The organism is Geobacter sp. OR-1 (assembly GCF_000813145.1).
Lineage (GTDB): Bacteria > Desulfobacterota > Desulfuromonadia > Geobacterales > DSM-12255 > Geoanaerobacter.
The window spans coordinates 197407-222875 of the sequence record NZ_BAZF01000004.1; the positions used below are offsets into that span (position 1 = coordinate 197407).

A 25469-nucleotide genomic window follows, 5' to 3' on the forward strand; every position below is an offset into this window, starting at 1 on the left:
ATCTTAACGCAAAATTACTGAATCCTTGTCGCTGCTGACTACTTCTCCAATACATACGGCAGCTACACCTCTACGGCTGGCCTCACGCTCGAACCTTGCGCAGGACTCGGAAGCGACGGCTATCAACAATCCTCCGGACGTCTGCGGATCGAAAAGCGGGATAACAGGCGCGTCATGCACCGTGAAGCGCGAATCGATCGTCACCGAACTCCCGAAATAGTCCCGGTTCCGATAGCACCCCGCAGGAATCAGGCCATCTCTTATCAGTTCCTGAACACCATTGACGACCGGGATGTCATCTATGTTCAACCGGATGCTCACCCCTGCCCCCCGCGCCATCTCGCAAGCATGGCCGATCAGCCCGAAGCCGGTGACATCTGTGCACGCATTCGCACCGCACTCGATCATCAGCTGCGACGCACGGTCATTGAGGGTTGTCATCCAGCGTACCGCTTCATCGATAACCCCCTTATCCGCCATATCAGCCTTGATAGCGGTACTTATAATACCGAAACCGATCGGTTTGGTCAGATAAAGGGAATCCCCGACTTTTGCTGTTGAATTCCTGACGATCCTGTCAGGGTGAATGGTGCCGGTAACGCTCAGTCCATATTTCAGCTCGTCGTCTTCGACGGTATGCCCTCCGGTCAGACAGACACCGGCCTCGGCGAGCATCGACTGGCCACCGGCCAGAATATAGGACAGAAGCTCCGCGGGCATGCTGCAGGCAGGAAAAAAGGCCAGGTTCAGGGCGGTCACCGGCTTCCCACCCATGGCGTACACGTCCGAAAGGGCATTGGCTGCCGCAATCCGGCCAAAGGTGTAAGGATCGTCCACCAACGGGGTTATGATGTCAACGGTCTCCACCAGCGCAAGGTCGGCGGAGAGACGATAGACCCCGGCATCGTCGGCAGTTTCGGGCCCGACCAGCAGGGCGGAATCTGTCGCAGGGTGCAACTTGCTCATGGCTTCCTCAAGACCCGCCGGGCCCAGTTTGGCGGCTCAACCGGCCGCCTTCACCATGTTTGTCAGTTTGATCGCGTTCCCGCTAATGAAAATCACGCCCTTTCAACCTTGCTTTACGTCAAAATTCACCCGTTCCTGTTCAATCACCAGCGGCCGTTTTTGCACCTGCGTATAGATCAGGCCGATATATTCACCGAGGATGCCGATGAAAAAGAGTTGCACCGAAGAAAAGAAGAACAGCCCGATGACAACCGGCGCCATCCCGGCGCTGAACCGTTCCCAGAATATCATTTTGGCCGCCAGATACCCGATGGAAACGAGCAGGCTCAGGGCCGACATGGCAAAACCGATCATGGTGGCCATCCGGAGCGGCACCCGCGAATGGTTGGTGATGCCGAGCATGGCGGTATCGTACAGGGTGTAGAAGTTATTTTTCGTGATCCCCCGCTTCCGCACCGGCTGAAGGTATTCAATGGTGGCCTTTTCGAATCCGATCTCGGAGACCATGCCGCGGAAATAGGGATAAGGGTCGTCGATCCGGCGAAGCGATTCGACAATGCAACGGTCGTAAAGACCGAAGCCGGTATTGTTTTTGGTCAGTTCGATGTCGGAAAGCCTGCCGATCAGGTTGTAGTACATCTTCCGGATCATGAACATGGCCGGGGTCTCTTCGCTGTTGGTCTTGACCCCGAGCACGACCTTGAACCCCTCTTCCCATTTGCGGACAAACGCCCTGATCATGGGCGGCGGATCCTGGAGGTCCGCTACCAGCAGAATCACGGCATCGCCGCTCGCCTGAAGGATACCATGGACAGGGGAACGGAGATGACCGAAATTCCTGCTGTTGACAATTATCTTGACGTTCCGGTCCGTTGCGGCAATCTCCTTCAGGATCGCAACGGTCCGGTCCTTCGAGGCATTGTCGATGAAGATGTGCTCAAAACGGTACTCCGGCAACGAGGCAAGCACCTCCTGCACCTGCCGGTAGAGTTCGGCGACGTTATCCTCTTCGTTGTAGCACGGCGTTACTATGCTTATAAGTTTTTTACCTTCACAGTTCATACTTGACTCCGCGGGAGTTGTTAAGAAGAATCATCTCTTTTTGCACCCGGCGTCTCCGGTCAGGCGCTTCATGTTATACGTGCCGATGTAATCACCCGGATAGGCTCTCAGCAACCGTTCCAAGACCAACCTGGCCTCGTCGCACCTACCGGTTTCAATCAGAAGCGTTGAGAGGTTCTGAAGAGATTTGATATCGTCCTTCTTTATGTTGAGGTAACGCCGATAATTGATCTCGGCGTTCGGGTAATCGCCAGAAAACGCGCAGGCATCGCCCAAATGCTGGTAAACCTCCGCAAAGGTCGGATTCCATCCTTTGGTAGAAAGTAGGTCAGTGAACACGCGCCGGGCCTCGCGATACCGGTTCTGTTCAAGATAATACCTCCCCAGGAAAAAGTACCCTTTGGGCATCCGGGGAGACTGCTCTACCAGATGCGAGTAAAGCGTTTCCCTGTTTTGCCAAAACCGCACCTGATAATAATCTATGAACAGATATACAAGGACAACAGCGATCATTGCACAGAGTGCCGCCTTCAGCACAGCCTGAGACAGCAGGAAGATCAGCGCGACAAAGGTGGCAGAAGCAAGCATGGTAGGCATCAACATGTAATGGTCAAAAAAAATCATCTGCCCGGGGATATTTTGCCCGAAATGCAGGATATTGAGGTACGGAGCAATGGCAACAACCGGCATGGACAAAAGGGCCAGGCTTCTCCAGTGTCGCCGTAACGCAACCCAGATGATCCCGGCCAGCACAACGATCGGTAACAGCCACTCGCCAGCGGGAGGGAGTGCCGCAGGGCGCGGGAGGTCGTAGTCGTAGGTAAGTCCGGCTGGTGCCAGAAACTTGAGCAGAATGAAATTCGTTGTACGGACAACCCCTCCCAATCGGGTAACAACGTTAGAGGGAGCGTCTACGACAATGAGTCCGGTATGCTCAACAGCCTTGACCTGAAAGATGAAAATGGCAAGGGTTATGAGCAGCCCGACTGCGAAAACCGGCCATCTCTTTTTGCTGCGGTCTGCCCGGTTACCTGCTACGACTTCTATAGCTAGGAAAAGTGCGGGGATTACAATCGCGGTCTCTTTGGAAAGTTGGGCAAGGAGCACGAAAAGCCATGCATACCCGGGATGCCGTCCGATCCTGACGGCATCGGCATAACAACAAAGAGCTAGAAGCCCGAACAGCACATAGAGCAGTTCCCGGCGCTGGGCAACCGAAGCAAGGCTCTCCATGTTCATAGGATGTAATAGCATCATAAACACGGCAACGCCGGTCACCAGATTGACAAGCCTTGTTGCCTCAAGATCTTTTTCAGGAGGCGAAACCACCTTCTGAACGAAACGATACGCTGTCACCCCTATGAAAAAATAGATGATCAGGTTGGTAAGGTGGAACATCTTGGGGTTCTGACCCCAAAACCAGGTATCAAGGACAAGCGAAGTTATGGTTACCGGCACAAAATCAATGCCTGAAGGCCTTGTCCAGATGTCCCACAACCCTCTGGCGCTGTCGTTGAGAAGCAGATAATCGTCACCCGTGAATTCGATCTTTCCCACGAACAGCGGCATGGCTACGATAATGCAAAGGAGCAACCCCACAGAAAGGAGCAGCAGCTGAAACATGGGCAACGATGAGGTCAGGCGCATGCCTGCACCCCTTTCCGAACCCGGGCAAAATTGCGGCACATCGATGAAATATCGGTAAAAGCAGAATGTGTCATCTTGTCAATCTACCTCTATGTAAACCCTGGGCACCCGCTTGCTGATGCCGCAGAAAATTTCATAGGGTATCGTCCCGGCCTTTTCCGCCAGCTCTTCCGCGCCGATGCAGTTCCCACCCCGGTCGCAACCAAGCAGCGTCACCTCATCCCCAACAGAAACAGCGGGGATATCGGTAACATCAACCATGATCCAGTCCATGCAGACAGTGCCGACCACCGGCGCACGACACCCCCTGACGATCACCTCGCCACGGTTGGTAAGCGCCCTGGGATAGCCATCGGCATAACCTACCGGCACGCTGGCAATCAGCCGAGTCTGGTCCGCCGTGTACCTGCGGGCATAGCTGATGCTGGTTCCCTGCTCGACCTGCTTCAGCATTGCGACCCGGCTCACCAGGCGCATGACCGGTTTCAGGTCCAGCCGCCCGGCAAAATCCGGGGAAGGGAGCGCACCGTAAAGCACAATACCGGGACGGGCGAGATTGCACAAAGGGAAGCTCCGGGTAAACAGGGCCGCACTGTTGGCGATATGCACATACTGCGGATCGAACCCAGCTGTCCGGCAATCGGCTATGGCCCGCTCAAACAGCTCCGCCTGCCTGGCGCTGTAACGGTTGCCGTCATCGTCGAGCTCGTCGGCCGAGGAGAAATGGGAAATCAAGCCTTCCAGCTCGATGTTGCGCATGCCGCGCACCTGCTCGAAAAAACCCGGGGGCCTCGGCCGGTGTTATGCCGAGCCGCCCCATGCCGGTATCGATCTTGACATGGATCTTGGCCTTACGGTAGAGCCGCCCGGCAACGGCATCCAGTGCGGCCGCCTGGTCGATGCTAAAGACCGCAGTCGAAAGGTTATACCCGACGCATTTCCTCTCCTGCCCCGGATAAACCCCGCCCAGGATAAGTACCGGCCGGTCGATGCCGCTCTTGCGGAGCTGGATCCCTTCGGCCAGGAAGGCGACACCGAAAGCGGTCACCCCTTCCCGGTCGAGCAATGTGGCGACATCCATGAAACCGTGGCCATAGGCGTCGGCCTTGACTACGGCAAGGATCCCGACCTCTGAACCGGCGGCCTTTCTGGCCTGGGCAAAATTGTATCGCAACGCGCTAAGGTTGATCTCGGCTATTGTGGGGCGACTGTCCATACGGCGGCTCTTGGTATAGGGGTTTCAGATTGGACTAACAACATTTTCTAACATGGACGTCATCCGGTGTAAAGGTGAAATACCTATACCCTATTGACTTATCTGACAATTTCTAACGGATATGGGTACTCTGTCATCTCGATTGCAATAACTCAATGCCATCAATTATCTAATTGACTATACGATCAGGATATTTTAGTTTGATGTTTCCGAATTTGATGGCAGCGCCAGGACGCCGGATGCGATTTTGCGCGGCCATTGAATCTGGAAATGCCTGCTGGGGGAGTTCGCAAGAACTGAGATGAGACTGACGGTCTCAGACCCTTAAGACCTGATCCGGGTAATACCGGCGTAGGGAAGCGGTGTCACGACAATCCTCCATTACCCGCCCCGTGCCCCCTCGCCGCTATTGCCGGAAACCTGAGAATCCACACCGTGGAAAAAGTCATGGACCGAAGAAAAAACGATCATCTCCGTCTGGTGGTTGACCGGAGCGGCGCAAGCAGCCGTATCGAAGGACTCTACCTGGTAACCGACGAAGGGCCGAACATTGTCGAGCGGGTGCGCAGGGCCATACCCGGTGGTGTCGCAGCACTCCAGTTCCGCCACAAAGGGTCTGATCGCGCCGAAAAGTCATTGTTGGGCGGAGAACTGCGCCGGCTGGCAGCTGATAACGATATTCCCTTTATCGTCAACGACGACCTTCCTCTGGCCCTGGAACTCGATGCCGACGGCCTGCATCTCGGACAGAGCGATGGCGATCCGGCCGAAGCCAGGCAACTGCTCGGCCCCTACCGGCTGCTCGGTATATCTGCCCACAACCTGGACGAGGCGTTAGCAGCCCAGCAGGCAGGTGCCGACTACATCGGCTTCGGCGCCATGTTCCCCACCAGGAGCAAGGAGATCGAGCACCTTCCCGGCCCGACCGGACTAGCGGAGGTCCGGCCCCATATCCAGATCCCGATTGTTGCCATCGGCGGCATAACCAGAAACAACGCACACAAGGTCATTGACAGCGGCGCCGATTCCCTGGCGGTCATATCGGCAGTCCTGGAGAGCCGCGACCCCTTTGTCGCCGCCAGCGAACTATCGCTGCTGTTCAACCGCAAAGACCCTTTTCCCAGGGGTTCGGTCATGACCGTGGCCGGGAGCGACTCTGGCGGAGGAGCCGGGATTCAGGCGGACCTGAAGACCATTACCCTGCTCGGCTCGTACGGTTCATCGGTGATCACGGCACTGACGGCGCAGAATACCAGGGGGGTCAGCGCGATTCAGGGCGTAGAGCCGGAATTCGTGACCGAACAGCTTGCCGTTGTTCTTTCGGACATCCCTGTTGATGTCATCAAAACAGGGATGCTCTTCTCGTCCCGGATTATCGATGCCGTGGCCACGGCCCTGGAATCGAACCGCCGCCCTTTGCTGGTTCTCGACCCGGTGATGCTGGCCAAAGGCGGGACATCCCTCATCGACCGGGAAGCGGTCAACTGCCTGAAACACAGCCTGCTCCCCCTGGCCTACCTGATCACCCCCAACATCCCCGAAGCCGAGCGTTTGAGCGGTATCACCATAGTCGATGAAGACGGGATGCAGCAGGCCGCCCGAGCCATTCACCGCCTCGGGAGCAGGAATGTCCTGATCAAGGGGGGGCATCTCGGCGACGGCAACTCGGTGGACATACTATTCGACGGCAGCGCTTTCATCCGTTATCCGGCGCAGCGTGTCTTGACGAAGAACACCCACGGAACCGGCTGCACCATGGCGTCGGCAATCGCCTCATTTCTTGCGCAGGGTGAACCGCTGCAGGTAGCGGTCGGCCGTGCCAAGGAGTTCATAACTAACGCCATTCGCCTGTCCCAGCCGCTGGGGAAAGGGCATGGCCCGGTGAACCATTTCCTGGCCGCAAAGGAGATTTGGGGCGAGAGTGCCAAGAGCCGGGGGCCGGAGTACAACCCTTAGGCAGGCATCGGACAGCGGTTATAATCAAAGGAGTAAATACATGCAGAAGACACAACTGGATTTTGCCCGGAGCGGCATCATTACCGACAAGATGAAAGAGGTCGCCCTGGCCGAAGGGGTGCCCCCCGAATTCATAAAAAGCGGCATTATCGACGGCAACATCATTATCTGCCACAACGTCAAACGGAACGCCGGGAGCCCCCTGGCGGTCGGCACGGGGTTGCGGACCAAGGTCAATGCCAACATCGGTACATCTGCCGATGACCTGGATATCAGTAAAGAGCTGGAAAAGGCACGGGTTGCCGTTAAGTACGGCGCCGACGCCATCATGGACCTCTCCACCGGCGGGCCTGTGGATGAGATCAGGCGGGCCATCATTGCCGAGACCCGGGCCTGCATCGGGACGGTTCCGCTCTACCAGGCTGCCCTTGACGCGGTCAGGACCAAGAAGAAGGCAATCGTCGACATGACGGTTGACGACATCTTTGCCGGCATCATCAAGCATGCCGAGGACGGGGTCGATTTCATCACCGTCCACTGCGGCGTCACCCGGAGCACGGTCGAGAGGATGAAGAACGAGGGGCGGATCATGGATGTCGTCTCGCGCGGCGGGGCGTTCACCGTGGAGTGGATGGCGTACAACAACAAGGAAAACCCGCTGTTCGAGCATTTCGACCGACTGCTGGAGATCGTCCGGGAATACGACATGACCCTTTCGCTCGGTGACGGCTTCAGGCCCGGCTGTCTTGCCGACGCCACGGACCGTGCTCAGATCCACGAGCTGATCATCCTGGGGGAACTGACCCAGAGGGCCCGGGAGGCCGGGGTGCAGGTGATGATCGAAGGTCCGGGCCATGTGCCGTTGAACCAGATCGAAGCGAACATCACCCTGCAGAAGCGCCTCTGCCACGGCGCGCCGTTTTACGTTCTCGGGCCCCTGGTGACCGACATCGCGCCCGGTTACGACCATATCACCTGCGCCATCGGCGGCGCCATTGCCGCTGCGGCCGGGGCTGATTTCCTCTGCTATGTCACGCCGAGCGAGCATCTAAAACTGCCGTCGGTACAGGATGTGCGCGACGGGGTGATCGCCTCCCGCATTGCGGCCCATGCCGCTGATATCGCCAAAGGGGTCAAGGGGGCGATGGCAAAGGATATCCGGATGGCACAATGCCGGAAAAAGCTCGACTGGGAGGGGCAGTTCAACATGGCGCTCGACCCGGACCGGGCACGCCAGCTCCGCGCCGAATCAGGGGTTGCGGATCACGGCGCCTGCACCATGTGCGGCGAGTTCTGCGCATACAAGGTTATGGACGATGCCATGGAACGCCAGGCGGCCGCAAAGTGAAACGCGTCATTGAGCTCTTCATGGCAGGATTGATTTTTCTTGCCATAGCATTGCTGGTGGTCTTCCCGTTGCGTGATTTCGACACCTTCTGGCACGTTGCCAACGGCCGGATCATGGTTGAGACCTCCAGAATCGCCAACCAAGAGCTCTTTTCATATACAGCTGCAGGCACGCACTTCTACAACCATGAGTGGCTTGCACAGATAATCATGTTCCTTTTCTACCGCGCAGGTGAAATCACGGGGCTTCTCATCTTCAAGCTGCTGATGACACTTGCGCTCGTCTGGGTTTTGTTCAGAACCGCCCGTTTTCAGGGAACCGGAATTCTGACCTCGTCTCTGCTTTGCCTTGGAGTGGTCTATGCCGGACTGCTCCGGTTTGTCGAACGTCCGCAACTATTCTCTTTCCTGGGGATCGCTGTCGTCAGTTACATCCTCTACACCTTCAGGGCAGACGATAACTACCGGCGCAGGCTATATCCCCTGCCGCTGATCATAGCCCTTTGGGACACATTACACGGCGCTCTCTACGGATGTCTGTTGCTCGCGGCATTTACCGTCGGAGAAACGGTTAAATTTTACTTTGCGGGAAGAGTGGCGACATGGTTCGAACTATCGGCACTACCGGCGGGACGTTTGAAATCGCTCTGGGGATGGTCATTGGCGACCCTGGCGGTATCCCTGGTGAATCCTTACGGAGTGCTTACTTACAAAATTATTCCGGCAGTATTCAAGAGCGGATCAGACGTAAATACCGCTGCCGAGTTCATGCCCCCAACGTTTAGCAGTGAGTTTTACGCGTTCTGGGCGCTCTTCGCACTGACCATCGCCATGCTGATCACGGCACGCAGAAAACTCGACCTGACGCATCTTTTCATTATCATCCCCTTTACCATTCTTGCGCTACGCTACAGCCGCTGCATCGAGGCGTTCAATCTGGTCGCCCTGCCGATTGTCGCCAGCAGTTGCGCACGTTACTCGCAACAGTTGACTGCGGCAGGAAAGGACAGAATCGTGTGGCGAGCTTCCCTGGCGCTGGCTGTAGCAAGCCTGGCAGGGGTCGCCTATGTAAAGTTTGCCCCGATTTACAGGCCCGCAAGTTTTTCCCAGGATGCGAACGATTACGCCTTTGGAATCCGCCTGAATGAAAACAATTTCCCGGTTGGCTCCCTCCGTTTCATCAAGGAAGTGAATCTGACCGGAAACATGTACAACACTGACCGTTACGGTGGCTATCTGTCCTTCTTTGCCTTTCCGGAACGGAAAATATTCCATTTCAACGAACATTCCATCTTCAAGGTCCTGTACAGCTTCATTCATAACCCTGAAACCCGTAGTAAATGGGATATCAACTATGCAATTGTTGCCCGTGAGGATGAGGTTGACATGTTCAGCAGAGACGGCTATGTCCCGGTTTACTGGGAACCGTCCGCAATGGTGATGTTGAAAGATACGCCCCGCAACAAGGGGCTGCTTGAACGATACAGGATCCGCTACTTTGCGCCGCTCAAATCCTCGGTGGCCTTTTTCGGGCTTGCAGCTGACGGGAGATCCTATGCCGCGCTGGTACGCGAGATGGGGACCTACCTATCCTACAGAACCGACAAGCGTATCGCCGCTGTTTTCAGCACACTTATCACCGGAGTCAGCCCCGATCTCCCCCCAGCAGAACGGTTGAGCATCATACAGGCGGCAGAACGGTACAACGGATCTCCTGAACTGACACAAGCAAAGGCTTATATTACATCCGGTTCACGGTGAGATTCATTCTTCTTGCTGCGGAAGGTGACAATAAACAAGGGATCGAAATAAGTCATGGCCCTGTCGACATCGTTTCCGGAGAGTGATTCCACGGCAACCGGATCGCGGAACCTTCTCAGGAAACGCCGGGCAGCATTGGCTATCGGCGGGTTTTCGCACCCGAGCCTCGGGTCGATCCTTAGCGTTCGCAAGCCGAACATCCCCATCCCACGCCGTAAGACCGGGTTAAGGAAAAGCAGGCTCTCCTTTTCCGGGGGAGCCGTGCCACGCGGGCGTTTTCCAAGATAGACGACATAATTGTAATAGACCCCGCCGCTGCGTTCTTCCTGCCGCAACCTCTCGGTCTCTGCACCGACATCTTTCACCGCACCGGGATGGGCAAAAAGAAGCGGCGTCAGCCCTGCCTTTTCCGCCATTGCCAACAACTCATCAATCCGGTATGTCCTGGCTGACGGGTGCAAAAAGGCATCGGCAAAGCCGTTCTCGGTCCGTGCCTCGCTGAGCGAGCAGAAGCAACTGCCGGCCCTGGAACCGGCCGGCGCCCGTGCCAGCAGCCGTCGGGCGGTGCTCACATCCTTTATCCCGAGCAGCCTCAATGCCCGCCGGATCGCTTCGATGTCGCCGCGCGCCCCCTTGCTGTACACCATGAGGCGGAGAATTCCCCCATCCGCGAGACGATCGGCAAGGGCGGCAAGACCGGCTGCCGGATTATCCAGATGGTGAATGACGCCGAAGGCATCGATAAAATGATACTGCCCGGCAGCAATCCGGGGCGAGAGCAGATCTCCGGCAACAGTGGCCACATTCCGGCAGCCATGGAGCAGCAGGCGCAACCGGGCCTTCTTGAGTGAAACTTCTGAGAGGTCCAGTGCGGTAATTTGGGACTCTGGGTTTGCAATGCTGAAGGGATAGGGAGAAAAGGTGCCGCAACCGGCGAGAAGAATCCGTTGCGAATCGGGCGGAAGCAGTTCACCGTTGAATCTGGCCCACAGGCTGGTCAGGTTGAGGCTGTAAGTGTCGCACCGGCGAATCGAGGCAATAACGCCTATCTGAGGGTACGGGAACGCATCGTAATGACAACGGACCGGGTCGCTCATGCAGTACTCCGTGCCGGCAGATTTCATCATCACTCGCACCGGATTTCTTCAGTTTCTATAACAAACCACCGGGCAATGCAACAGGAAAGCGGCCAGTTGAGAGGCATCAGGGCCAACCTTTCTTAATTATGCGAATAACTAAATCGATTGCAGTTTGCATGAATTGCTGCTATAAAAGACAAAAATTATCCTATTGGTCTTATCGATAGCAAGGAGCCATGAATGACGCATTTAATGAATGCAGTGACCGCTATAACCCTTTTACTCATGCTGACCGTACCGGTCATGGCTGCAGACCGGCCGGTTGCCCTGTTCGACCATGGTCACAACCAGCGCTTTCAGATCGGCAAAGAAGGCCCCCTGCAACTATCCGGTCTTGCCGGAGTCTTCACAGACCAGGGATTCGCAGTCAAGGCGCATGACGGAGCGCTGGACGCCGATACCCTGGCCGGAACCGGGGCGCTGGTCATATCCGGCGCCTTCAAACAGTTTACCCAGGCGGAGTTGGATAGCGTCGCCGCATTTCTCAACCGCGGGGGGAAGCTTGCCATCATGCTCCATATCGGTCCACCGCTCGTACCGCTGCTTGACATGCTCGGGGTAGTGGTCTCCGGCAGCGTCCTCCACGAGCAGGAGAACCTGATCAAGGCTGATGACATCAACTTCAAGGTTACCCGGTTCGAACCAGACTCCCTGACATCGGACCTGGAACAGTTTGCCATTTTCGGCGGCTGGGCACTGTTGAACGAGGGGGCAGGGACCGTGGCACTGGCAAAAACCGGCGACAAGGCCTGGATCGACCTGAACGGCGACCGTAAACTCTCCAGCGGCGATGCCGAGCAGTCGTTTGCGGTGATCGTCAGCGGCAGTTACGGTGCCGGCAGGTTCGTGGTTTTTGCCGACGATGCCATCTTCCAGAACCAGTACCTGGAGGAGTATAACGCCAAGCTTGCCGCCAATCTGGCTCGCTGGATGAAATAGCCAGTCCGGAGTTCACTAAAATTACGAGAGATAAGGTTACGAACCATGCTGGAGTACCTGATAGCTGAAGAAGACCATTGCCGACCGGTTGGCGGCTGGCTGAGACTGCGGATGCCCGCGGCAACCGGGGGATACTTAAACCAGTTGCTGAAAAAGGGACATCTCACGGTCAACGGGGAAGCGGCAACCGAGATGCGCCCCCTGGCAATCGGGGACAGTGTCGCCCTGAAAGAAAGCGGCCGCATTCAAGCCTTGCTGAATTCCCGGGTCGGCTCATCAGCGGTTGAAATCCTGTTCGAGGACAACCTGATCGTGGCCATCAATAAACCGGCCGGACTGTCCATGCACGCCGCCGCCGAGGCCGGCGACACCCTGACCGACCTGGCAGCCGCCTACCTGCATGCCCGCGAACGGGCCGCTCACCCCCATGCGGCAGAACCGACCTTCAAGCTCCGGCCGGTCAACCGGCTCGACCGCGGTACTTCAGGTGGCGTGATCCTCGCCAAATCCGCCACAGGAGCCGGGATCTTCGGCAAGCTTGTCATGTCCGGCGGCTTGGACAAGCTGTACCTGGCGCTGGCAGCGGGGAAGATCAGTGCTAGCGGCGAGATCAGCGAACCGGTTGAAGGGAAAGAGTCGCTGACCCGCTACGACACCCTGTTCAGCGGCAGCAAAATGTCACTGGTAGCCCTGCGCCCGGAAACCGGGCGGATGCACCAGATCCGGCAGCATCTGCGCCATATCGGCCATCCGGTGCTGGGGGACAAGCGTTACGGCGGCCAGGCGCTGCCGGCATATCCCGGTTTCATGCTCCATGCCTTCAGGACCTCGTTTACCAATCCCGAATCAGGTGACGCCATCACGATTCATGCCCCGCTACCGCAGGGATTCCTCGCCCTGCTTCGTTCGGCCGCACCGGAGAATTACAGTGCCATCCTGGCCGATCTGCTCTCACTGCCATAAAGAACAGCATTTCGTAAAAATGCAAAGTTTGTCTCGATGATTTTGCACCGGTGCAAACAGGCAGCATGGCCACCGGGAACCCCACCCACAATAACAATTTGATATTATTACAATTAATCTTTGGGAGATCCTCGCCGGGATGTCGGTATGGATGTTGCTCAGGAGTTATGCATATAAGATTTGCCGCGGCTGGTTCAGAACGAATTGCCGCAAGGAGAGAACGATGGAAAACAGGGTAAAAGGGAGCGTGTGGCAGGCGAGAAAGGCCCCGGTAGATCATGGCCGGTTCAATTCCATGCGGTTACGGATCGCGATCAGCATCTTCCTGGACAGCTTCCTGAAAGGGTGCGGCGCGCTCTTCGGAACCGCCCATTCTCCCGCCTACTCGGGCCGAAAATAGAACAGACCTGTGCAAAAGAAAAAGGCACCCGGGGATACCGTGGTGCCTTTTTTTGTTTCAACCCCAACAGGAACGGATGCTAACGTTTCCCGCCGACAGCCGCAAAGGTGATCCTTAGTCCCTGCGCCGTTTTCTGGATGATATGCAGAGGCAACCCGGCCTTGGGGTTCGCCGCATCGAACACCAGCCTGACCTTGTCGGCATAAACTCCGATCCTCAGCCGCGACACCCCGAATTTTCCGACTTTGAGCTCCCGGCTCGTCAGCAACGTCCCTGCTCCGGGGATATCGACCACCAGCCGCTCCGGACCGGAGAGCTTGAAAGCGTCGTACTGCGAGATAGTCCCTCCGGCAACTATTTCCACAGCATCGCTGGCAATAACAACGGATTGCAGCTGCCGGCCGATTACCGGGGAATCCGCGGACAGTAATGGCAACGGCCTAGCCGGTTGCGGCGCGGGCGTAGCAACCTGAACCGGCGCCTTTTTGGGCTCGATCTTGGGTTGGACCTCGGCAGCAACAGTGGCTTGGGGCGGTTGTTCCATCACTTCAGAAGCTGGCTTGGTCTCCCTTGGCAGAGCCTTCTCTACCACTGGTTTCTTCTGTGATTCCAGCAGTTCGGTCAAAGCTGGATCACCCGGTACCGTAGAGCCCGGAGCGGCGAGCGACGGGAAAATGACCAACAGACGGCTGGAATCTTCGGTATCCCGGTTGACCGTCACGGCCACCTCTTTTTCCATCCCGATTACCAGACGGGTGACCGGAATCCCGTCAACCTGCAGCTCCTTGACCCAGATGCCGGTCACAGGACCGGCCCCAGGGATCTCGCCGACGATCCCCCTGGTCTTTCCCGGAGCGATATCCAGCATGATCCCGCTTCCTCCGGTCATCTTGCGGTACAGGTAGGTCAACGGCTGGTCCCCCTGGATCTCGATGCGGGACCCTCCTTGTGTGAACTTTATGGAACCGATGGTGGCCGTGGCGGCGAGCGAGGATGCCGCCGACGCCATCAGAACCAGTAACGCTGCAAAACAGACCATGCCGTATCTCATTGTCCCTCCGCAATCAAATCAGGATGTTATATTCCCCTTCTCAAAAGAGCTGCGATGAATAAACCAATAGGCAAACGCCACAAACACAACCCCGCCGAGGATGTTGCCCAGTGTCACGGGGACCAGATTGTCGATAAAGAACCCCGACCAGGTAAGCCCGGCTTCGAGCTTACCGGTTGCCCCGGCCAGGAAAAGCCCGGTGGGGATGAAATACATGTTGGCGATGGAATGCTCGAACCCGCTGGTCACGAATGCCATGATCGGCACATAGCAAGCCAGCAGCTTGCCGGGGATGTCTCGGGCCGCCGTAGCCATCATAACGGCGAGACAGACCAGCCAGTTGCAGAGGATCCCCCGCACCAGGGCCGCCATGAACGGAAGACGGCATTTGGCGGCAGCGATCCGGATCGCGTGTTCGGCAACCGGGCTCCCTTCCCACAGCCGGGTCTCGAACATCAACCAGGCGAAGAAGAGCGAACCGAGCAGGTTGCCGACAATGACGATCAGCCAGTTCTCTACCAGCTTCAGCCAGGGAATTTCGCCATGCAGCGCGGCGTTGGTGAGCAGGCTGTTGCCGGTGAACAGTTCGGCGCCGCAGACCACGACCAGCATCAGCCCGAGAGAAAAGACGCTCCCACCGAGAAACCGGGAAATCCCCTGGCCGACATGCATGGTCGCGTCCTGGGTCACCACGGTCGCCAGCTGGGCCCCGAATGCGATATAAAAACCGGCCAGGAGGCTGAGCACGAAGGTCCTGCCCGGAGACTGGGAGAGAACCCGCCTGCCAGCTGCAACTATTGCCGCAACAGTCTCTGCTGGGTTTAGAAACCGCTTGTCCATTTAATGCCGAACTCCTCTGAGCTGCAATTCTTGCATGTCCGCGCCGGTTGTCAACTTTGTACCCATATTTCCCTGCCGCAATCCTGCGTCAATACCGGATCTCGAAACTGCCGAACTCGCCGGTGTGGCGTTCCTCCCGCTCGGTCAGCCGGTCCACCCTTGCAGATGCCGGGCCTCTACGGCACCAGTCAACCAGCTGCCGCACCGCAGCGTCCTCACCCTCAAAACACCCTTCAACATCGCCGTTGGGGAGATTCCGGACCCACCCCCTGACCCCCAGCTCCAGCGCCGTTCTCTGCGTATGGTTGCGAAACGCCACCCCCTGCACCCTTCCGCTGACGACCACCGCCCTTCGTACCATCATTGTTCCTCTCCTTCAACCATTGTTAAAAACTCTTCCTCGGTCAGCACCCGGACCCCCAGTTCCCGCGCCTTGTCCAGCTTGCTCCCCGCCTCTTCCCCGGCGACTACATAGCTGGTCTTTTTCGAGACCGACCCGGCCGCATGGCCACCCTCCCCTTCCACCATCCGCTTGGCCTCGTCCCTGGTGAAACGGGACAGCGACCCGGTAAAGACAAAGGTCAGCCCGGTGAAACGACCGCCGACCTTCTTTTCCCGCGCCGCCGGGGTAACGCCTGCGGCAGACAGCGCAGCCAGCACCTCCCGGTTGGCCGGTTCACTGAAAAAACCGGTGATGGAGCGCGCCACCTGCGGCCCGATCTCACGGATCGCCAACAACTCCTCTTCCGAGGCAGCGGCAAGATGATCGATGCTGCCGAATGCCTGAGCCAGAAGGCTGGCGGTATGCTCGCCGACATGGCGAATCCCCAGGGCAAAGATGAACCGGCCGAGGTCGCAGCGCCGGCTCCGGTCGATTGCGGCCAAAAGGTTGGCTGCCAGCTTGTCCCCCATCCGCTCGAACCGGTCGAAATCCTCCCTGGTGAGCCGGTAGATGTCGGCCACCGAATGCAGCAGGCCGAGGCTAAGGAGCTGTTCGATGTACCTGTCCCCCAGACCCTCGATATCCATGGCGCGGCGCGAGGCAAAATGGATGATCGATTCCCTGATCTGGGCCGGGCAGGAGAGCCCGAGACAGCGAACCGCCACCTCGTCCGGGATCTTCACCACCCTGGAGCCGCACTCCGGGCAGCTCTCTGGAACCGCTAGCGACTGCTCGGCGCCGGTCCTCTTTTCAATTACCACCCGGACCACGGCCGGGATCACATCCCCGGCCCGCTCGACCACGACCGTATCCCCGACCCGGATATCCTTTTTTCCCAGCTCTTCCCAGTTATGAAGCGTCGCCCTGGAGACCATCACCCCGGAGACCTCCACCGGCCTCAGCTGCGCCACCGGGGTTATGACGCCAGTGCGGCCGACCGACGGGATGATCGCCTCGACCACGGTCTCGGCCTGGCGGGGCGGAAACTTCCACGCGATCGCCCAGCGGGGGGAACGGCTCTTCTCCCCCAGTTCGGCCTGCATGGCAAACGAGTCGACCTTGACCACCACCCCGTCGATCTCGTACGGAAGGGTCTCGCGGTCCCGCATCATCTCCCGGTAATAGGCCACGACCTCGGCCACGCCATGGACCTTCCGAGCCAACGGGTTCACCGGAACCCCCCAGTGCTGCACTGCCTTCAGAAACTGGCTCTGCGACAGGAAACCATGGCCGCTCACCTCTCCAGGGGCGTAGCAGAAAAAGGCCAGCGGCCTTTTGGCGGCAATCCGTGGGTCGAGCTGGCGGATCGAGCCGGCCGCCGCGTTGCGCGGGTTTGCGAACGGCTGCTCGCCCGCCTCCTCCCGCTCGGCATTTAGCCTGCGAAACGGTTCTAGCGGCAGGAACACCTCCCCCCGCACCTCCAGCAGCTCCGGCGGGTCGGTTGCATTCAGCTTCAAAGGGATTCCCCGAACCGTCCTGAGGTTGGCGGACACATCCTCACCGGTAACACCATCGCCGCGGGTCGAGCCGCCGGTCAGCACCCCGTTTTCATAGACCAGTTCCACGGCGAGCCCATCCATTTTCGGCTCGCAGACATATTCGATCACCGGGTCGGCCACCAGGCCGAGAAACCGCTTGATCCGCTGGTCGAAGTCAACGATATCCTCCTCGACCATGGCATTTTCCAGAGAGAGCATGGGGAGCCGGTGCATCACCTGGCTGAACTTCTGCAGCGCAACGCCGCCGACCCGCTGCGTGGGCGAATCAGAGATTACCAGCTCGGGGGACTGCTCCTCCAGGGCCAGCAGTTCGCGAAACAGGGCATCGTACTCCGCATCGGTAATCTCCGGCCGGTCGTCCTGGTAGTACAGCCGGTTATGGTGCTCGATCAGGCGGCGAAGTTCGTCGACCCGCTGCGGCGCGGCGAAAAGGTCCATTCCTGCTCCTTCAATACGATATTCAGTGGCCGGGTACCCCAATTCCGGCGTACATGGTATCCATCAGGCCGATTGCTGTCAATATCAGGATTTGAGCTGTTATTCAAGGCAAACATCAGGTGCTTCCAGGAGGGAGTGGCCGGTCATGGATAAATACCGAACCGCCAGTCAAGGCGAGTAGTTTTGCCATAATGTGCGAAGAGGTAATGCTCAGCCGGGCAAGACTGCCCTTTGAGCTGAAGTTGCAATCTTGCCCGTCCGAACCCGACAGTTTCCGACAATTATTTCTGAGCTGCCGTCTTCCCCCCCATGTAACTGGTGATGAGGCACCGATACGACGGGAGATGGTTTGAGAGCAAGGTTCCCAGACCTTCGATGTCGTTACGCCAGTCACGATGCAACTCGCAGGCAACCGCAAACCAGGTCATGAGCTGACACCCCGCATCTGTCATCCGCGCCCAGGCAGCATCCCGCGTCGTCTTGTTGAACGTGCCTGATGCGTCTGTGACGATAAATACCTCGTACCCTTCCTCCCGCGCCGACAAGGCGGGGAACGCAACGCAGACTTCCGTCACAATGCCTGCGATCAAAAGCTGCTTTTTACCTGTTGCCTTGACGGCTTTCACGAAATCCTCGTTATCCCAGGCGTTAATATTACCGGGACGCGCTATATAAGGGGCGTCTGGAAACAACGCCTTCAGTTCCGGAACAAGCGGACCATTCGGGCCATCCTCAAAGCTGGTGGTAAGAATCGTGGGTAATTTGAAATACTTGGCCGCGTCAGCCAGGGCGAGAACGTTATTCTTGAAATCGTCCGGCGAAAAATCCTGGACCAGGTTTACCAGTCCGGATTGGTGGTCAACGAGTAACACCGCGACGTCATTCTTGTCGAGGCGATTGTACTTGAATTCGGTCTTCATACGATGCCTCCTTTAGTTGGGACGTTGCGAGTTAACAGTATTCGGCACGCCCAACCCGTCATTACACCTCTAATTGTTTTATACCATAATTACCGGCAATTGTGCCATATCCGACACAGGCACACTGACCCGGACCGGACAACCGTTTTTTCTCCTGGTTGCCCCTGTTTCACTATCTTGTCACACATCACAAAATGCCACTCTTGTTGCCTCGGCAACAGATCTTTTGTTCCCCCGCCAATCAAGTCATCCCACAAATTTTTCTCAGATTACTCATGCATATCATTGCAGCCATAAAACAGGATACCGGTCGCAACAATCCGATTTTGCACAGCAAAAACAAATGTCAAGTTGGCAGTGTTTGTGCTTATCAATAAAAGACCATTTAAGTCCTATTCTTGGCAACCTTACGTCCAGGAATCATTTATTGAAATTCATTTCAAACCGAGGGAGGGTTTAAGGACATGAACCATCTTATTGAAGAGGCATTTCGCTACGCAATTCTCACCGAAAAAAGAAGTTATGACTTTTACTCCAGGATGTCCCATATCGCCAGTGACGACAAACTCAAAATATTGTTCGATCAACTGGCACAGGAAGAGGCCGAACACCTTAAGTCGTTTGTTGTGCGGTATCCGGGTGACGAGCTCGAACTGCTTGATCTGGTGAATAGCAATCCGAAACAGGAGGAACAGGCATATCAAGTATTGCTCGATGCAGCCCAAGAGGGGTTGAGTGATAAGCAGGCACTGGAAATCTCACTCCAGGAAGAGATTGACTGTCTGGAAAAATATTCCGTAATGGTTGACTGCATCAAGGAGCCTAATTTGCGCATCATCTTCGAGCTCGCCTTGGAGGATTCCTCACAGCATTGCGCAAAAATTAAAATGGAATACCTGCGGCTCAAAAGAGAACAAGGAGCCAGCTTTACCATGCCCACCGAAGCATATCAACAGCAGATAAAATCCCCTGACCGGCATTGCCAATAATGTGAAGGTGGAAGTGGTGCCATGCGCAACGGCGTGCTGATGGCAAAAAAGATCTCTTTGCACTGAATGATTCTCCGGCACCCTTACCAGAGATTCGCAGCCACCGGGGAGTTAGCTCGGTCCTCCAGCCGGATGGCCGCTGCCCCGCAAGCGGCACGACAGATCCCGCACCCATAGCAATATTTGTCCGCTTCAATAATCCAGATGCAGCTTACGGGCCTTGTCCACGAACCGGCCGAACATCCGGATGCGGCTCAGCATGCCGTGCGGCCCGAAGCGGGCGAGGGTCGGCATGATCCTGTAGAAGGGTACCGCCTTGGTCCAGAGCGTGATCATCTCGCTATAGAACTCCTCCAGCGGCAGGGTGGTGGGGAACAGCGCGTGGAGCATGTCGTACAGCTCCGGCTTGCGGGAGAGGAGTTCGCTTTCCCTTTTGGCGTGCAGCTCGGTGCCGGGCAGCGGCGTCATGACGGTGAAGGTGGCGTACTTGTGTTTCATCCGCCGCACGTGGGCCAGCATGGCGCGGAAATCCTCGCGGCTGTAGGCAGGATCGATCATGTAAGAGGCGTACATCATGATACCAAGTGCATCGAGGGTCCGCACCGCCTGCTCCTGCTGGGCAACGGTCACCCCCTTGTTCATGGCCGAGAGCCTTTTGTCGGAAAAGTCCTCCATACCGACGAACACCTGGGCCAGACCGATCTTGGCCCATTTGGCGAACAGCTCCGGATGGTTGACGATGGTGTCCACCCGGCCGTAGAGGAAGTAGTTCTTCCTGATCCCGGCGGCTGCGATAAGGTCGGCCAGCCGATCCATCCTTTTCACGTCACACATCGATTCGTCGTCGCAGAAGAAGACATTCGGCTCGGCAACGGTCTTAAACTCCTCAACCACCGCTTCCGGATCGCGGCGCAGGTACTTGCCGCCGGTGATCCCCCAGAGCGCGCAGAAGTTGCAGCGGGCAGTGCACCCGAGCGAGGTGCGAACCGAGGCAAGCGGGCTGAACCATTCGCTGAAGTAGCTCTGCCGATGGCGAGCTGTAAGCGACCGGTCGGGCATGGGGAGGAGGTTCAGGTCGGTGTAGGGTCGGGGTTCCGTGAAGAGCATCCCGTCGGCACATGGTATGGCCAGCCCCTTGATCGCCCTGATCCCCCCCTCGGATTCCAGCGCCCTGACCAGCTCCCGCAGGGTAAAGACCCCTTCGCCGATGACCACGAAATCGATGCTACTGTCGTTGAAATCTTCGGGGCAGACCGTGGCGTGGTGTCCGCCAACCACCACGTGCAATTCCGGATAGAGCGCCTTGAGACGGGCAGCGATCCCCTTGACGATGTTGACATGGCTGGTGAAGCCGGTCAGCCCAACCAGGTCGGGTTGGAGCCGGCGGCAGGCAGACTCTACGTCCGGCTCCAGCCTGGCATCGAGAAGCTCGACCTCATGGCCGTCCTCCTTCAGGCCGGCCCCCAGGTATTCCAGGGCGAGCGGCTCGAATAGGAAGATCTGGTCGGTCATCGGGTCGCAGCTGGGTGGCTGGATGAGTAGTACTTTCATGGTGCCTCCATGTTTGGCGCCGCGGCAATGGCGGCCGCATGCTCCCGCCGGAAGATTTCCCGGAATGCGCAGCGCCCTTGCATCCGGTAGCAGATCGCCCGTCCTCCCAGGACAAAACGGGTGGACCAGAGATACAGAGGGCACCCCCGGGTGTACCCCTTACGGGTCAGATCCATGATGCTGTCGATCCCCCGCATGAAGAACTCCCGGTCGCCGAAATCGAAGAGCCCTTCCTTGAGCCACGGCTCCATGTTCCATAAGACATTGCGCCGGACCGCCGCAAGCTGCTCCGCTCCCATCGCCTCGACAGATTCGTAAAGGGACGCCCGGGCGATGACCTGGTTGAAGCGCTCCGTGTCCCCCTTGTGATGGGCTCCCTCCAACTCCTGGATCCGGCTCCATTCGTCGTCGGTCATGGCCCGGGTGCAGCCGAAATCGATCAGCCCTAATCGGCCGTCCGGCATGAAGATGAAGTTCCCCGGATGGGGATCGGCCATGAACCAGTGGAGCCGGTAATAGGCCCGCATGGTGGCGATCGTGAGCAGCGTTGTGTAGTGGTCCCGCTCATCCTGGCTCGGGTTGTTGGCGAGAAAACGCTCCATGTGACAGCCGGGGAGAAAGTCGGTGGTAAGCACCCGCTTAGTGGAGTATGCGTTGTGGACCCGCGGCACCACGATCCCATCGTCCGGCGCGAAGAGCTCCCGCACCTGGCGGCTGAAGCAAGCCTCCTGCTCGTAATCGGTCTCCTGGAGGAGCATCTGCTCGATGTCGTCCAGTTTGTCCAGGGTGTTCTGCCAGTTGCTGGTCAGGCAGAGCGGCTGGAGCAGGAGCCTCAAGGAACGCAGATCGGCCCGGATGGTCCTGGCAATGCCCGGGTACTGGATCTTGACCGCAACCTCCTCGCCGCTCTTCAGTCTGGCCCGGTGTACCTGCCCGAGCGACGCGGCGGCAAAGGCCTTGCGGTCGAAGGAGGCGAAGAGCTCTTCCGGCTCCCGGCCGAACTCGTCGAGAAAGAGCTCCCGCACCATGGCAAAATGCATTGGCGGCGCCTCGAAATGGAGCGCGGCGAGCACCTCGCCAAACTCCTCGGGCACCACCTCCGGAAGATTGGCCAGCATCTGCCCCAGCTTCATCACCGCTCCCCGCAGATACCCCATGGTCCCGAAGAGCTTCACGGCTGCGTTCAGGTGGGCCTCGCTCTTGAGCCGCTGCCGTTCATCGGCATCCGTAAAGCGGCTCCGCAGCCAATAGGCCAGATAGCCGGCAGTCACCCTAGCCTGGAGCGACCCCAGGTTCCAGAGCCTGGTAAAGGAGTTGACCGGCACCCGCTGGTCGGCGATCCTGGTGACCAGCTGGGCCAGTTGCCGGCCGGTCGGATCAATGGCGCGCTCTTTCGGCAGGGCGCGACGCAGCATCTCCAGCCGGGCCGGGTCTGTTTCCGTTACTTGGTCAGCACGCATAAGCAGCTCCCCTCTCCTCCCCGGTACCGGAGATAACCTGTACAAAGACCCGCAGGGAATAGTCGATCAAAGCCTGGCTCTCCTCCTGATTGGGGGATGTATCATTGGTCCAGAAGGCGAGAATCCCCAGGTAGAGGGACCAGTAAATGGTCATGGCCGCGTAATCCGGGGCCTCGGTAAAACCGTGCCGGCCGATGATCTCCTGGACTGACGCCAAGTGACTCAGCCGGGCCGCTTCACCCTCCTGGCAGACCGCCTTGCGCGGAAACGGACTCAAAGAGCGCTCCAGGACCGGGCCGAGAAAGGGCCTCAGCGGCTGCAGCCGCCGCAGGCCGGAAGCGATGAATAGAAAGAGCTCCTCGGTCAGATCCTCCTCGTTGGTGCGGCGGCGCCGGAACTCGTCGAGCCCCTGGCGAAGCGCCTCGGTCACCATGGTCATGGCCATGGTCTCCTTGCTCGGGAAATAGTTGAACATGGTGCCGGCGGCCACCCCGGCGGCAAGGGCAATCTCCCGCGTGGTGCTGTCGTCGAACCCCTTGGCGCAGAAGAGCTCCGCCGCCTTGTCCAGTATGCGGAGTCGGGTTGCCTGTTTGGCCTGTTCGCTGATTCGCATAATTTCCCCTTCTTGATTATGAACGCGCTCACAATAGCAATGACGGATAGATTACGCAATAATAAAATGAACATGCTCACAATAAATTTAATTAGCGTCGTATGCCCCTACGAAAAACCGACTTGTATCCTGAAGACTTCCAGACTACAATCGCTGCTCAATATCGAGACCCGGCAGCTGTTCGCTCCCTGCCGGGTCTCTTTTCGTCATAATAGGAATACTGCATGCTCGACCTGAAAGCACTCAACCCCCAGCAGCGCATTGCTGCCACCCATACCGAAGGACCGCTCCTGGTCCTGGCCGGCGCCGGTTCCGGTAAGACCAAGGTCATTACCTGCCGGATCGCCCACCTGATCGAGAACAAGGGGGTGTTGCCGGAAAACATCCTGGCGGTCACCTTTACCAACAAGGCGGCCAAAGAGATGCAGGAACGGCTTAAAGAGCTGGTGGGAAGCCGCGGCAAAGGGATGACGGTCTCCACCTTCCATTCGCTCGGAGTCAAGATCCTGCGCCAGGATATCCGCAAGCTCGGTTACAAGAAGAACTTCTCGATCTACTCCACCTCGGACCAGCTGGGGCTGATCCGCCAGGCGCTCCGAGAGGAGAACGACAGTCAGAAGAAAATCGACCCGGACTCGATCCTCTGGAAGATCTCCGGCGCCAAGAATGCCCTGCTCACCCCGGAAGAATACCGACCGCAGCACGGTGACGAGCTCGATCTGATGGCAGCGGCGGTCTACCCACGCTACCAGGCGCTGCTCAAGAGCTGCAACGCCATCGATTTCGACGACCTGATCATGCTGACCGTCACGCTGCTCCGCGACTTTCCTGACGTGCTGAGCTGCTGGCAGAACCAGTTCCGCTACATCCTGGTGGACGAGTATCAGGACACCAACCCCTCCCAGTATCTCCTGATCTCGATGCTCGCCGCAACCGGCAGGAACATCTGCGTCGTCGGCGACGACGACCAGTCGATCTACGGCTGGCGCGGCGCCGACGTGGAGAAAATCCTCAATTTCGAGCGCGACTACCCAGGCTGCCGGGTGGTGATGCTGGAACAGAACTACCGCTCCACCGGCACCATCCTCGATGCGGCGAATCATGTCATCCGCAACAACAGCAAGCGCAAGGTCAAGGCGTTGTGGACCGAGAGCGGTCCGGGGCGCCCCATCGACCTGATCGTGGCCGCGGACGACGAAGAGGAGGCCACGACCGTGGTCGAGCGGATCGAGACCGCCTGTTTCCGCGACAACCTCAACTACGGCGACTGCGCCATCCTGTACCGCACCAACGCCCAGAGCCGGCCGTTCGAGGAGCAACTTCGTTTCGCGGGCATACCGTACATACTGATCGGCGGAATGCAGTTCTACGAGCGAAAAGAGGTAAAGGATTCCCTGGCCTGGCTCAGGGCCATTGCCAACCCTGAGGACGAGCAGTCGCTGCTCCGGATTGTCAACTTCCCGAAGCGCGGCATCGGCGAGGGCACGGTGCTTAAGATCAACCAGTGGTCAATGGAGCGTGGAATACCGCTCTTTGAGGCGCTCACCAGGGTTGATGAAATCGATGGCGTAACCGAAGCGCTCCGGGCCAAGGTCAAGGGGTTCCACGACCTGCTGCAAGAAGAGATGGAAGGCTTTTCCAGGCCCGGCCACCTGGCGGACAAGGCCGACCGGCTGTTCCGGCGGATCGGGCTGGAGGAGGAACTGTACCGCACCATCGACGAACCGGCCACAGCCCGGCGAAAGGTGGAAAACATCGAGCAGGTGATCAATTCGCTGGCCGGGTTTGAAAACGGCTCGGCAAACGCCACCCTGTCGCTCTTCCTGGAAAAGGTAACACTGATGGACGAGGACCGCTTTTCCGGCAAGGACAAGAAGGAACACGGCCGGGACGCGGTGACCCTGATGTCGCTCCACTCCAGCAAGGGGCTGGAGTTCCCGCTGGTCTGGCTGGTGGGATTGGAAGAGGAGATCCTGCCGCACAAGAAGTCGATCTACGAGGATTTCTCCATCGACGAGGAGCGGCGGTTGATGTATGTCGGGATTACCCGCGCCCGGCGACACCTGACCATTACCCGCTGCCTGCAGCGCAAGCAATACGGCAAGATGCAGGAACGCCAGCCGTCCCGTTTCCTTGAGGAGATCCCGGAACAGCTGGTCAACCTGCAGCAGGCAGCCGGGGCACAGGCATTGAACGAAGGTGAGGCCGAAAAAATGGCCGATGACTTTTTTTCCCGGATGAAAGGGATGCTGGGGTAAATTTACAGCGCA

The 25469-nt window shown here is 58.0% G+C and carries 20 protein-coding genes, 1 pseudogene and 1 riboswitch; of the genes and pseudogenes, 8 read left to right on the forward strand and 13 right to left on the reverse strand.

Annotated elements, in window-relative coordinates; all coding sequences use genetic code 11:
- Window positions 1-3: 3 nt before the first annotated feature.
- From selD to alr, 4 genes and pseudogenes are all read right to left on the reverse strand, one after another.
- A complete protein-coding gene (selD, locus tag OR1_RS05980) occupies window positions 4-1053 on the reverse strand; it encodes a selenide, water dikinase SelD (protein ID WP_162483607.1) in 1050 nt (349 codons plus the stop codon).
- A 15-nt stretch (window positions 1054-1068) separates the two neighbouring features.
- On the reverse strand, window positions 1069-2028 hold the full coding sequence (locus OR1_RS05985) for a glycosyltransferase family 2 protein (protein ID WP_041970648.1): 960 nt from the start codon (window positions 2026-2028) through the stop codon (window positions 1069-1071).
- Window positions 2029-2058: 30 nt separating this feature from the next.
- On the reverse strand, window positions 2059-3675 hold the full coding sequence (locus OR1_RS05990; protein ID WP_041970649.1) for a M48 family metallopeptidase: 1617 nt from the start codon (window positions 3673-3675) through the stop codon (window positions 2059-2061).
- Between the two features lie 78 nt (window positions 3676-3753).
- Window positions 3754-4891: pseudogene (gene alr, locus OR1_RS05995) on the reverse strand (alanine racemase).
- A 269-nt stretch (window positions 4892-5160) separates the two neighbouring features.
- Window positions 5161-5266, forward strand: a riboswitch (TPP riboswitch).
- 72 nt (window positions 5267-5338) lie between these two features.
- On the opposite strand from alr, the gene thiD reads away from it, so the two are divergent.
- From thiD to OR1_RS06010, 3 genes are read left to right on the forward strand one after another with little or no spacing between them, the layout of a single operon-like run.
- Window positions 5339-6847: a bifunctional hydroxymethylpyrimidine kinase/phosphomethylpyrimidine kinase gene (gene thiD, locus OR1_RS06000; RefSeq protein WP_041970650.1), complete on the forward strand. Its 1509-nt coding sequence runs from the start codon at window positions 5339-5341 to the stop codon at window positions 6845-6847.
- A 40-nt stretch (window positions 6848-6887) separates the two neighbouring features.
- Window positions 6888-8195, forward strand: coding sequence for a phosphomethylpyrimidine synthase ThiC (gene thiC / locus OR1_RS06005; RefSeq protein ID WP_041970652.1), 1308 nt, complete (start codon window positions 6888-6890; stop codon window positions 8193-8195).
- Window positions 8192-9955, forward strand: a complete 1764-nt coding sequence (locus OR1_RS06010; RefSeq protein ID WP_041970653.1) for a hypothetical protein — start codon at window positions 8192-8194, stop codon at window positions 9953-9955. The genes thiC and OR1_RS06010 overlap by 4 nt, the downstream gene beginning before the upstream one ends.
- Here the strand turns inward: OR1_RS06010 and OR1_RS06015 are convergent.
- Window positions 9931-11052 carry a bifunctional 2-polyprenyl-6-hydroxyphenol methylase/3-demethylubiquinol 3-O-methyltransferase UbiG gene (locus OR1_RS06015; RefSeq protein ID WP_041970655.1) on the reverse strand — a complete coding sequence of 374 codons (1122 nt, stop codon included), beginning with the start codon at window positions 11050-11052 and terminating at the stop codon, window positions 9931-9933. The genes OR1_RS06010 and OR1_RS06015 overlap by 25 nt on opposite strands.
- Before the next feature lie 222 nt (window positions 11053-11274).
- Here OR1_RS06015 and OR1_RS06020 point away from each other — a divergent pair, with 222 nt between their 5' ends.
- The 3 genes from OR1_RS06020 (at window position 11275) to OR1_RS22255 (ending at window position 13396) form a co-directional block, all read left to right on the forward strand.
- Window positions 11275-12033: a DUF4350 domain-containing protein gene (locus tag OR1_RS06020; protein ID WP_041970656.1), complete on the forward strand. Its 759-nt coding sequence runs from the start codon at window positions 11275-11277 to the stop codon at window positions 12031-12033.
- A 45-nt stretch (window positions 12034-12078) separates the two neighbouring features.
- Entirely contained in the window at window positions 12079-12996 is a 918-nt protein-coding gene (locus tag OR1_RS06025; RefSeq protein ID WP_041970657.1) for an RluA family pseudouridine synthase, read from the forward strand.
- A 223-nt stretch (window positions 12997-13219) separates the two neighbouring features.
- Window positions 13220-13396, forward strand: coding sequence for a hypothetical protein (locus OR1_RS22255; RefSeq protein WP_160295214.1), 177 nt, complete (start codon window positions 13220-13222; stop codon window positions 13394-13396).
- 79 nt (window positions 13397-13475) lie between these two features.
- On the opposite strand, the gene OR1_RS06030 is transcribed toward OR1_RS22255, so the two are convergent.
- The 5 genes from OR1_RS06030 to ycaC all read right to left on the reverse strand — a co-directional run bounded on the left by OR1_RS06030 (window position 13476) and on the right by ycaC (window position 18586).
- On the reverse strand, window positions 13476-14447 hold the full coding sequence (locus OR1_RS06030) for an AMIN domain-containing protein (protein ID WP_041970659.1): 972 nt from the start codon (window positions 14445-14447) through the stop codon (window positions 13476-13478).
- An 18-nt stretch (window positions 14448-14465) separates the two neighbouring features.
- Complete coding sequence (locus OR1_RS06035) at window positions 14466-15287, reverse strand: formate/nitrite transporter family protein (protein WP_041970661.1); 822 nt, start codon at window positions 15285-15287, stop codon at window positions 14466-14468.
- 88 nt (window positions 15288-15375) lie between these two features.
- Window positions 15376-15651, reverse strand: coding sequence for an acylphosphatase (locus tag OR1_RS06040; protein ID WP_041970663.1), 276 nt, complete (start codon window positions 15649-15651; stop codon window positions 15376-15378).
- Window positions 15648-17666, reverse strand: a complete 2019-nt coding sequence (gene ligA, locus OR1_RS06045; RefSeq protein WP_041970664.1) for an NAD-dependent DNA ligase LigA — start codon at window positions 17664-17666, stop codon at window positions 15648-15650. The genes OR1_RS06040 and ligA overlap by 4 nt, the downstream gene beginning before the upstream one ends.
- Window positions 17667-17947: 281 nt before the next feature.
- A complete protein-coding gene (gene ycaC / locus OR1_RS06050) occupies window positions 17948-18586 on the reverse strand; it encodes an isochorismate family cysteine hydrolase YcaC (protein WP_041970666.1) in 639 nt (212 codons plus the stop codon).
- A gap of 464 nt (window positions 18587-19050) precedes the next feature.
- Here ycaC and OR1_RS20620 point away from each other — a divergent pair, with 464 nt between their 5' ends.
- Window positions 19051-19575 (forward strand): hypothetical protein, encoded by a 525-nt coding sequence (locus tag OR1_RS20620; RefSeq protein WP_052440284.1) that lies wholly within the window; start codon window positions 19051-19053, stop codon window positions 19573-19575.
- A gap of 192 nt (window positions 19576-19767) precedes the next feature.
- Here the strand turns inward: OR1_RS20620 and OR1_RS06060 are convergent, their stop codons facing one another.
- Genes OR1_RS06060 through OR1_RS06070 form a run of 3 tightly spaced genes read right to left on the reverse strand, consistent with a single transcriptional unit; the run spans window position 19768 to window position 23199 of the window.
- Window positions 19768-21126 (reverse strand): B12-binding domain-containing radical SAM protein, encoded by a 1359-nt coding sequence (locus OR1_RS06060; RefSeq protein ID WP_041970668.1) that lies wholly within the window; start codon window positions 21124-21126, stop codon window positions 19768-19770.
- Window positions 21123-22586 carry an AarF/ABC1/UbiB kinase family protein gene (locus OR1_RS06065; protein WP_041970669.1) on the reverse strand — a complete coding sequence of 488 codons (1464 nt, stop codon included), beginning with the start codon at window positions 22584-22586 and terminating at the stop codon, window positions 21123-21125. The genes OR1_RS06060 and OR1_RS06065 overlap by 4 nt, the downstream gene beginning before the upstream one ends.
- Complete coding sequence (locus tag OR1_RS06070; RefSeq protein WP_041970671.1) at window positions 22576-23199, reverse strand: TetR/AcrR family transcriptional regulator; 624 nt, start codon at window positions 23197-23199, stop codon at window positions 22576-22578. Before OR1_RS06070 ends, OR1_RS06065 begins: the two co-directional genes overlap by 11 nt.
- 224 nt (window positions 23200-23423) lie before the next feature.
- Between OR1_RS06070 and OR1_RS06075 the strand changes: the two genes are divergently transcribed.
- Window positions 23424-25457 carry an ATP-dependent helicase gene (locus OR1_RS06075; RefSeq protein WP_041970673.1) on the forward strand — a complete coding sequence of 678 codons (2034 nt, stop codon included), beginning with the start codon at window positions 23424-23426 and terminating at the stop codon, window positions 25455-25457.
- Window positions 25458-25469: the final 12 nt, after the last annotated feature.

Excerpts from the sequence above, each read along its gene's own strand:
- OR1_RS05985 (WP_041970648.1), bottom strand. The coding sequence starts at position 2,028 with ATGAACTGTGAAGGTAAAAAACTTATAAGCATAGTAACGCCGTGCTAC.
- OR1_RS05990 (WP_041970649.1), bottom strand. The coding sequence starts at position 3,675 with ATGCGCCTGACCTCATCGTTGCCCATGTTTCAGCTGCTGCTCCTTTCT.
- thiD (WP_041970650.1), top strand. The coding sequence starts at position 5,339 with ATGGACCGAAGAAAAAACGATCATCTCCGTCTGGTGGTTGACCGGAGC.
- thiC (WP_041970652.1), top strand. The coding sequence starts at position 6,888 with ATGCAGAAGACACAACTGGATTTTGCCCGGAGCGGCATCATTACCGAC.
- OR1_RS06015 (WP_041970655.1), bottom strand. The coding sequence starts at position 11,052 with ATGAGCGACCCGGTCCGTTGTCATTACGATGCGTTCCCGTACCCTCAG.
- OR1_RS06020 (WP_041970656.1), top strand. The coding sequence starts at position 11,275 with ATGACGCATTTAATGAATGCAGTGACCGCTATAACCCTTTTACTCATG.
- OR1_RS06025 (WP_041970657.1), top strand. The coding sequence starts at position 12,079 with ATGCTGGAGTACCTGATAGCTGAAGAAGACCATTGCCGACCGGTTGGC.
- OR1_RS22255 (WP_160295214.1), top strand. The coding sequence starts at position 13,220 with ATGGAAAACAGGGTAAAAGGGAGCGTGTGGCAGGCGAGAAAGGCCCCG.
- OR1_RS06030 (WP_041970659.1), bottom strand. The coding sequence starts at position 14,447 with ATGAGATACGGCATGGTCTGTTTTGCAGCGTTACTGGTTCTGATGGCG.
- OR1_RS06035 (WP_041970661.1), bottom strand. The coding sequence starts at position 15,287 with ATGGACAAGCGGTTTCTAAACCCAGCAGAGACTGTTGCGGCAATAGTT.
- OR1_RS06040 (WP_041970663.1), bottom strand. The coding sequence starts at position 15,651 with ATGATGGTACGAAGGGCGGTGGTCGTCAGCGGAAGGGTGCAGGGGGTG.
- ligA (WP_041970664.1), bottom strand. The coding sequence starts at position 17,666 with ATGGACCTTTTCGCCGCGCCGCAGCGGGTCGACGAACTTCGCCGCCTG.
- ycaC (WP_041970666.1), bottom strand. The coding sequence starts at position 18,586 with ATGAAGACCGAATTCAAGTACAATCGCCTCGACAAGAATGACGTCGCG.
- OR1_RS20620 (WP_052440284.1), top strand. The coding sequence starts at position 19,051 with ATGAACCATCTTATTGAAGAGGCATTTCGCTACGCAATTCTCACCGAA.
- OR1_RS06060 (WP_041970668.1), bottom strand. The coding sequence starts at position 21,126 with ATGAAAGTACTACTCATCCAGCCACCCAGCTGCGACCCGATGACCGAC.
- OR1_RS06065 (WP_041970669.1), bottom strand. The coding sequence starts at position 22,586 with ATGCGTGCTGACCAAGTAACGGAAACAGACCCGGCCCGGCTGGAGATG.
- OR1_RS06070 (WP_041970671.1), bottom strand. The coding sequence starts at position 23,199 with ATGCGAATCAGCGAACAGGCCAAACAGGCAACCCGACTCCGCATACTG.
- OR1_RS06075 (WP_041970673.1), top strand. The coding sequence starts at position 23,424 with ATGCTCGACCTGAAAGCACTCAACCCCCAGCAGCGCATTGCTGCCACC.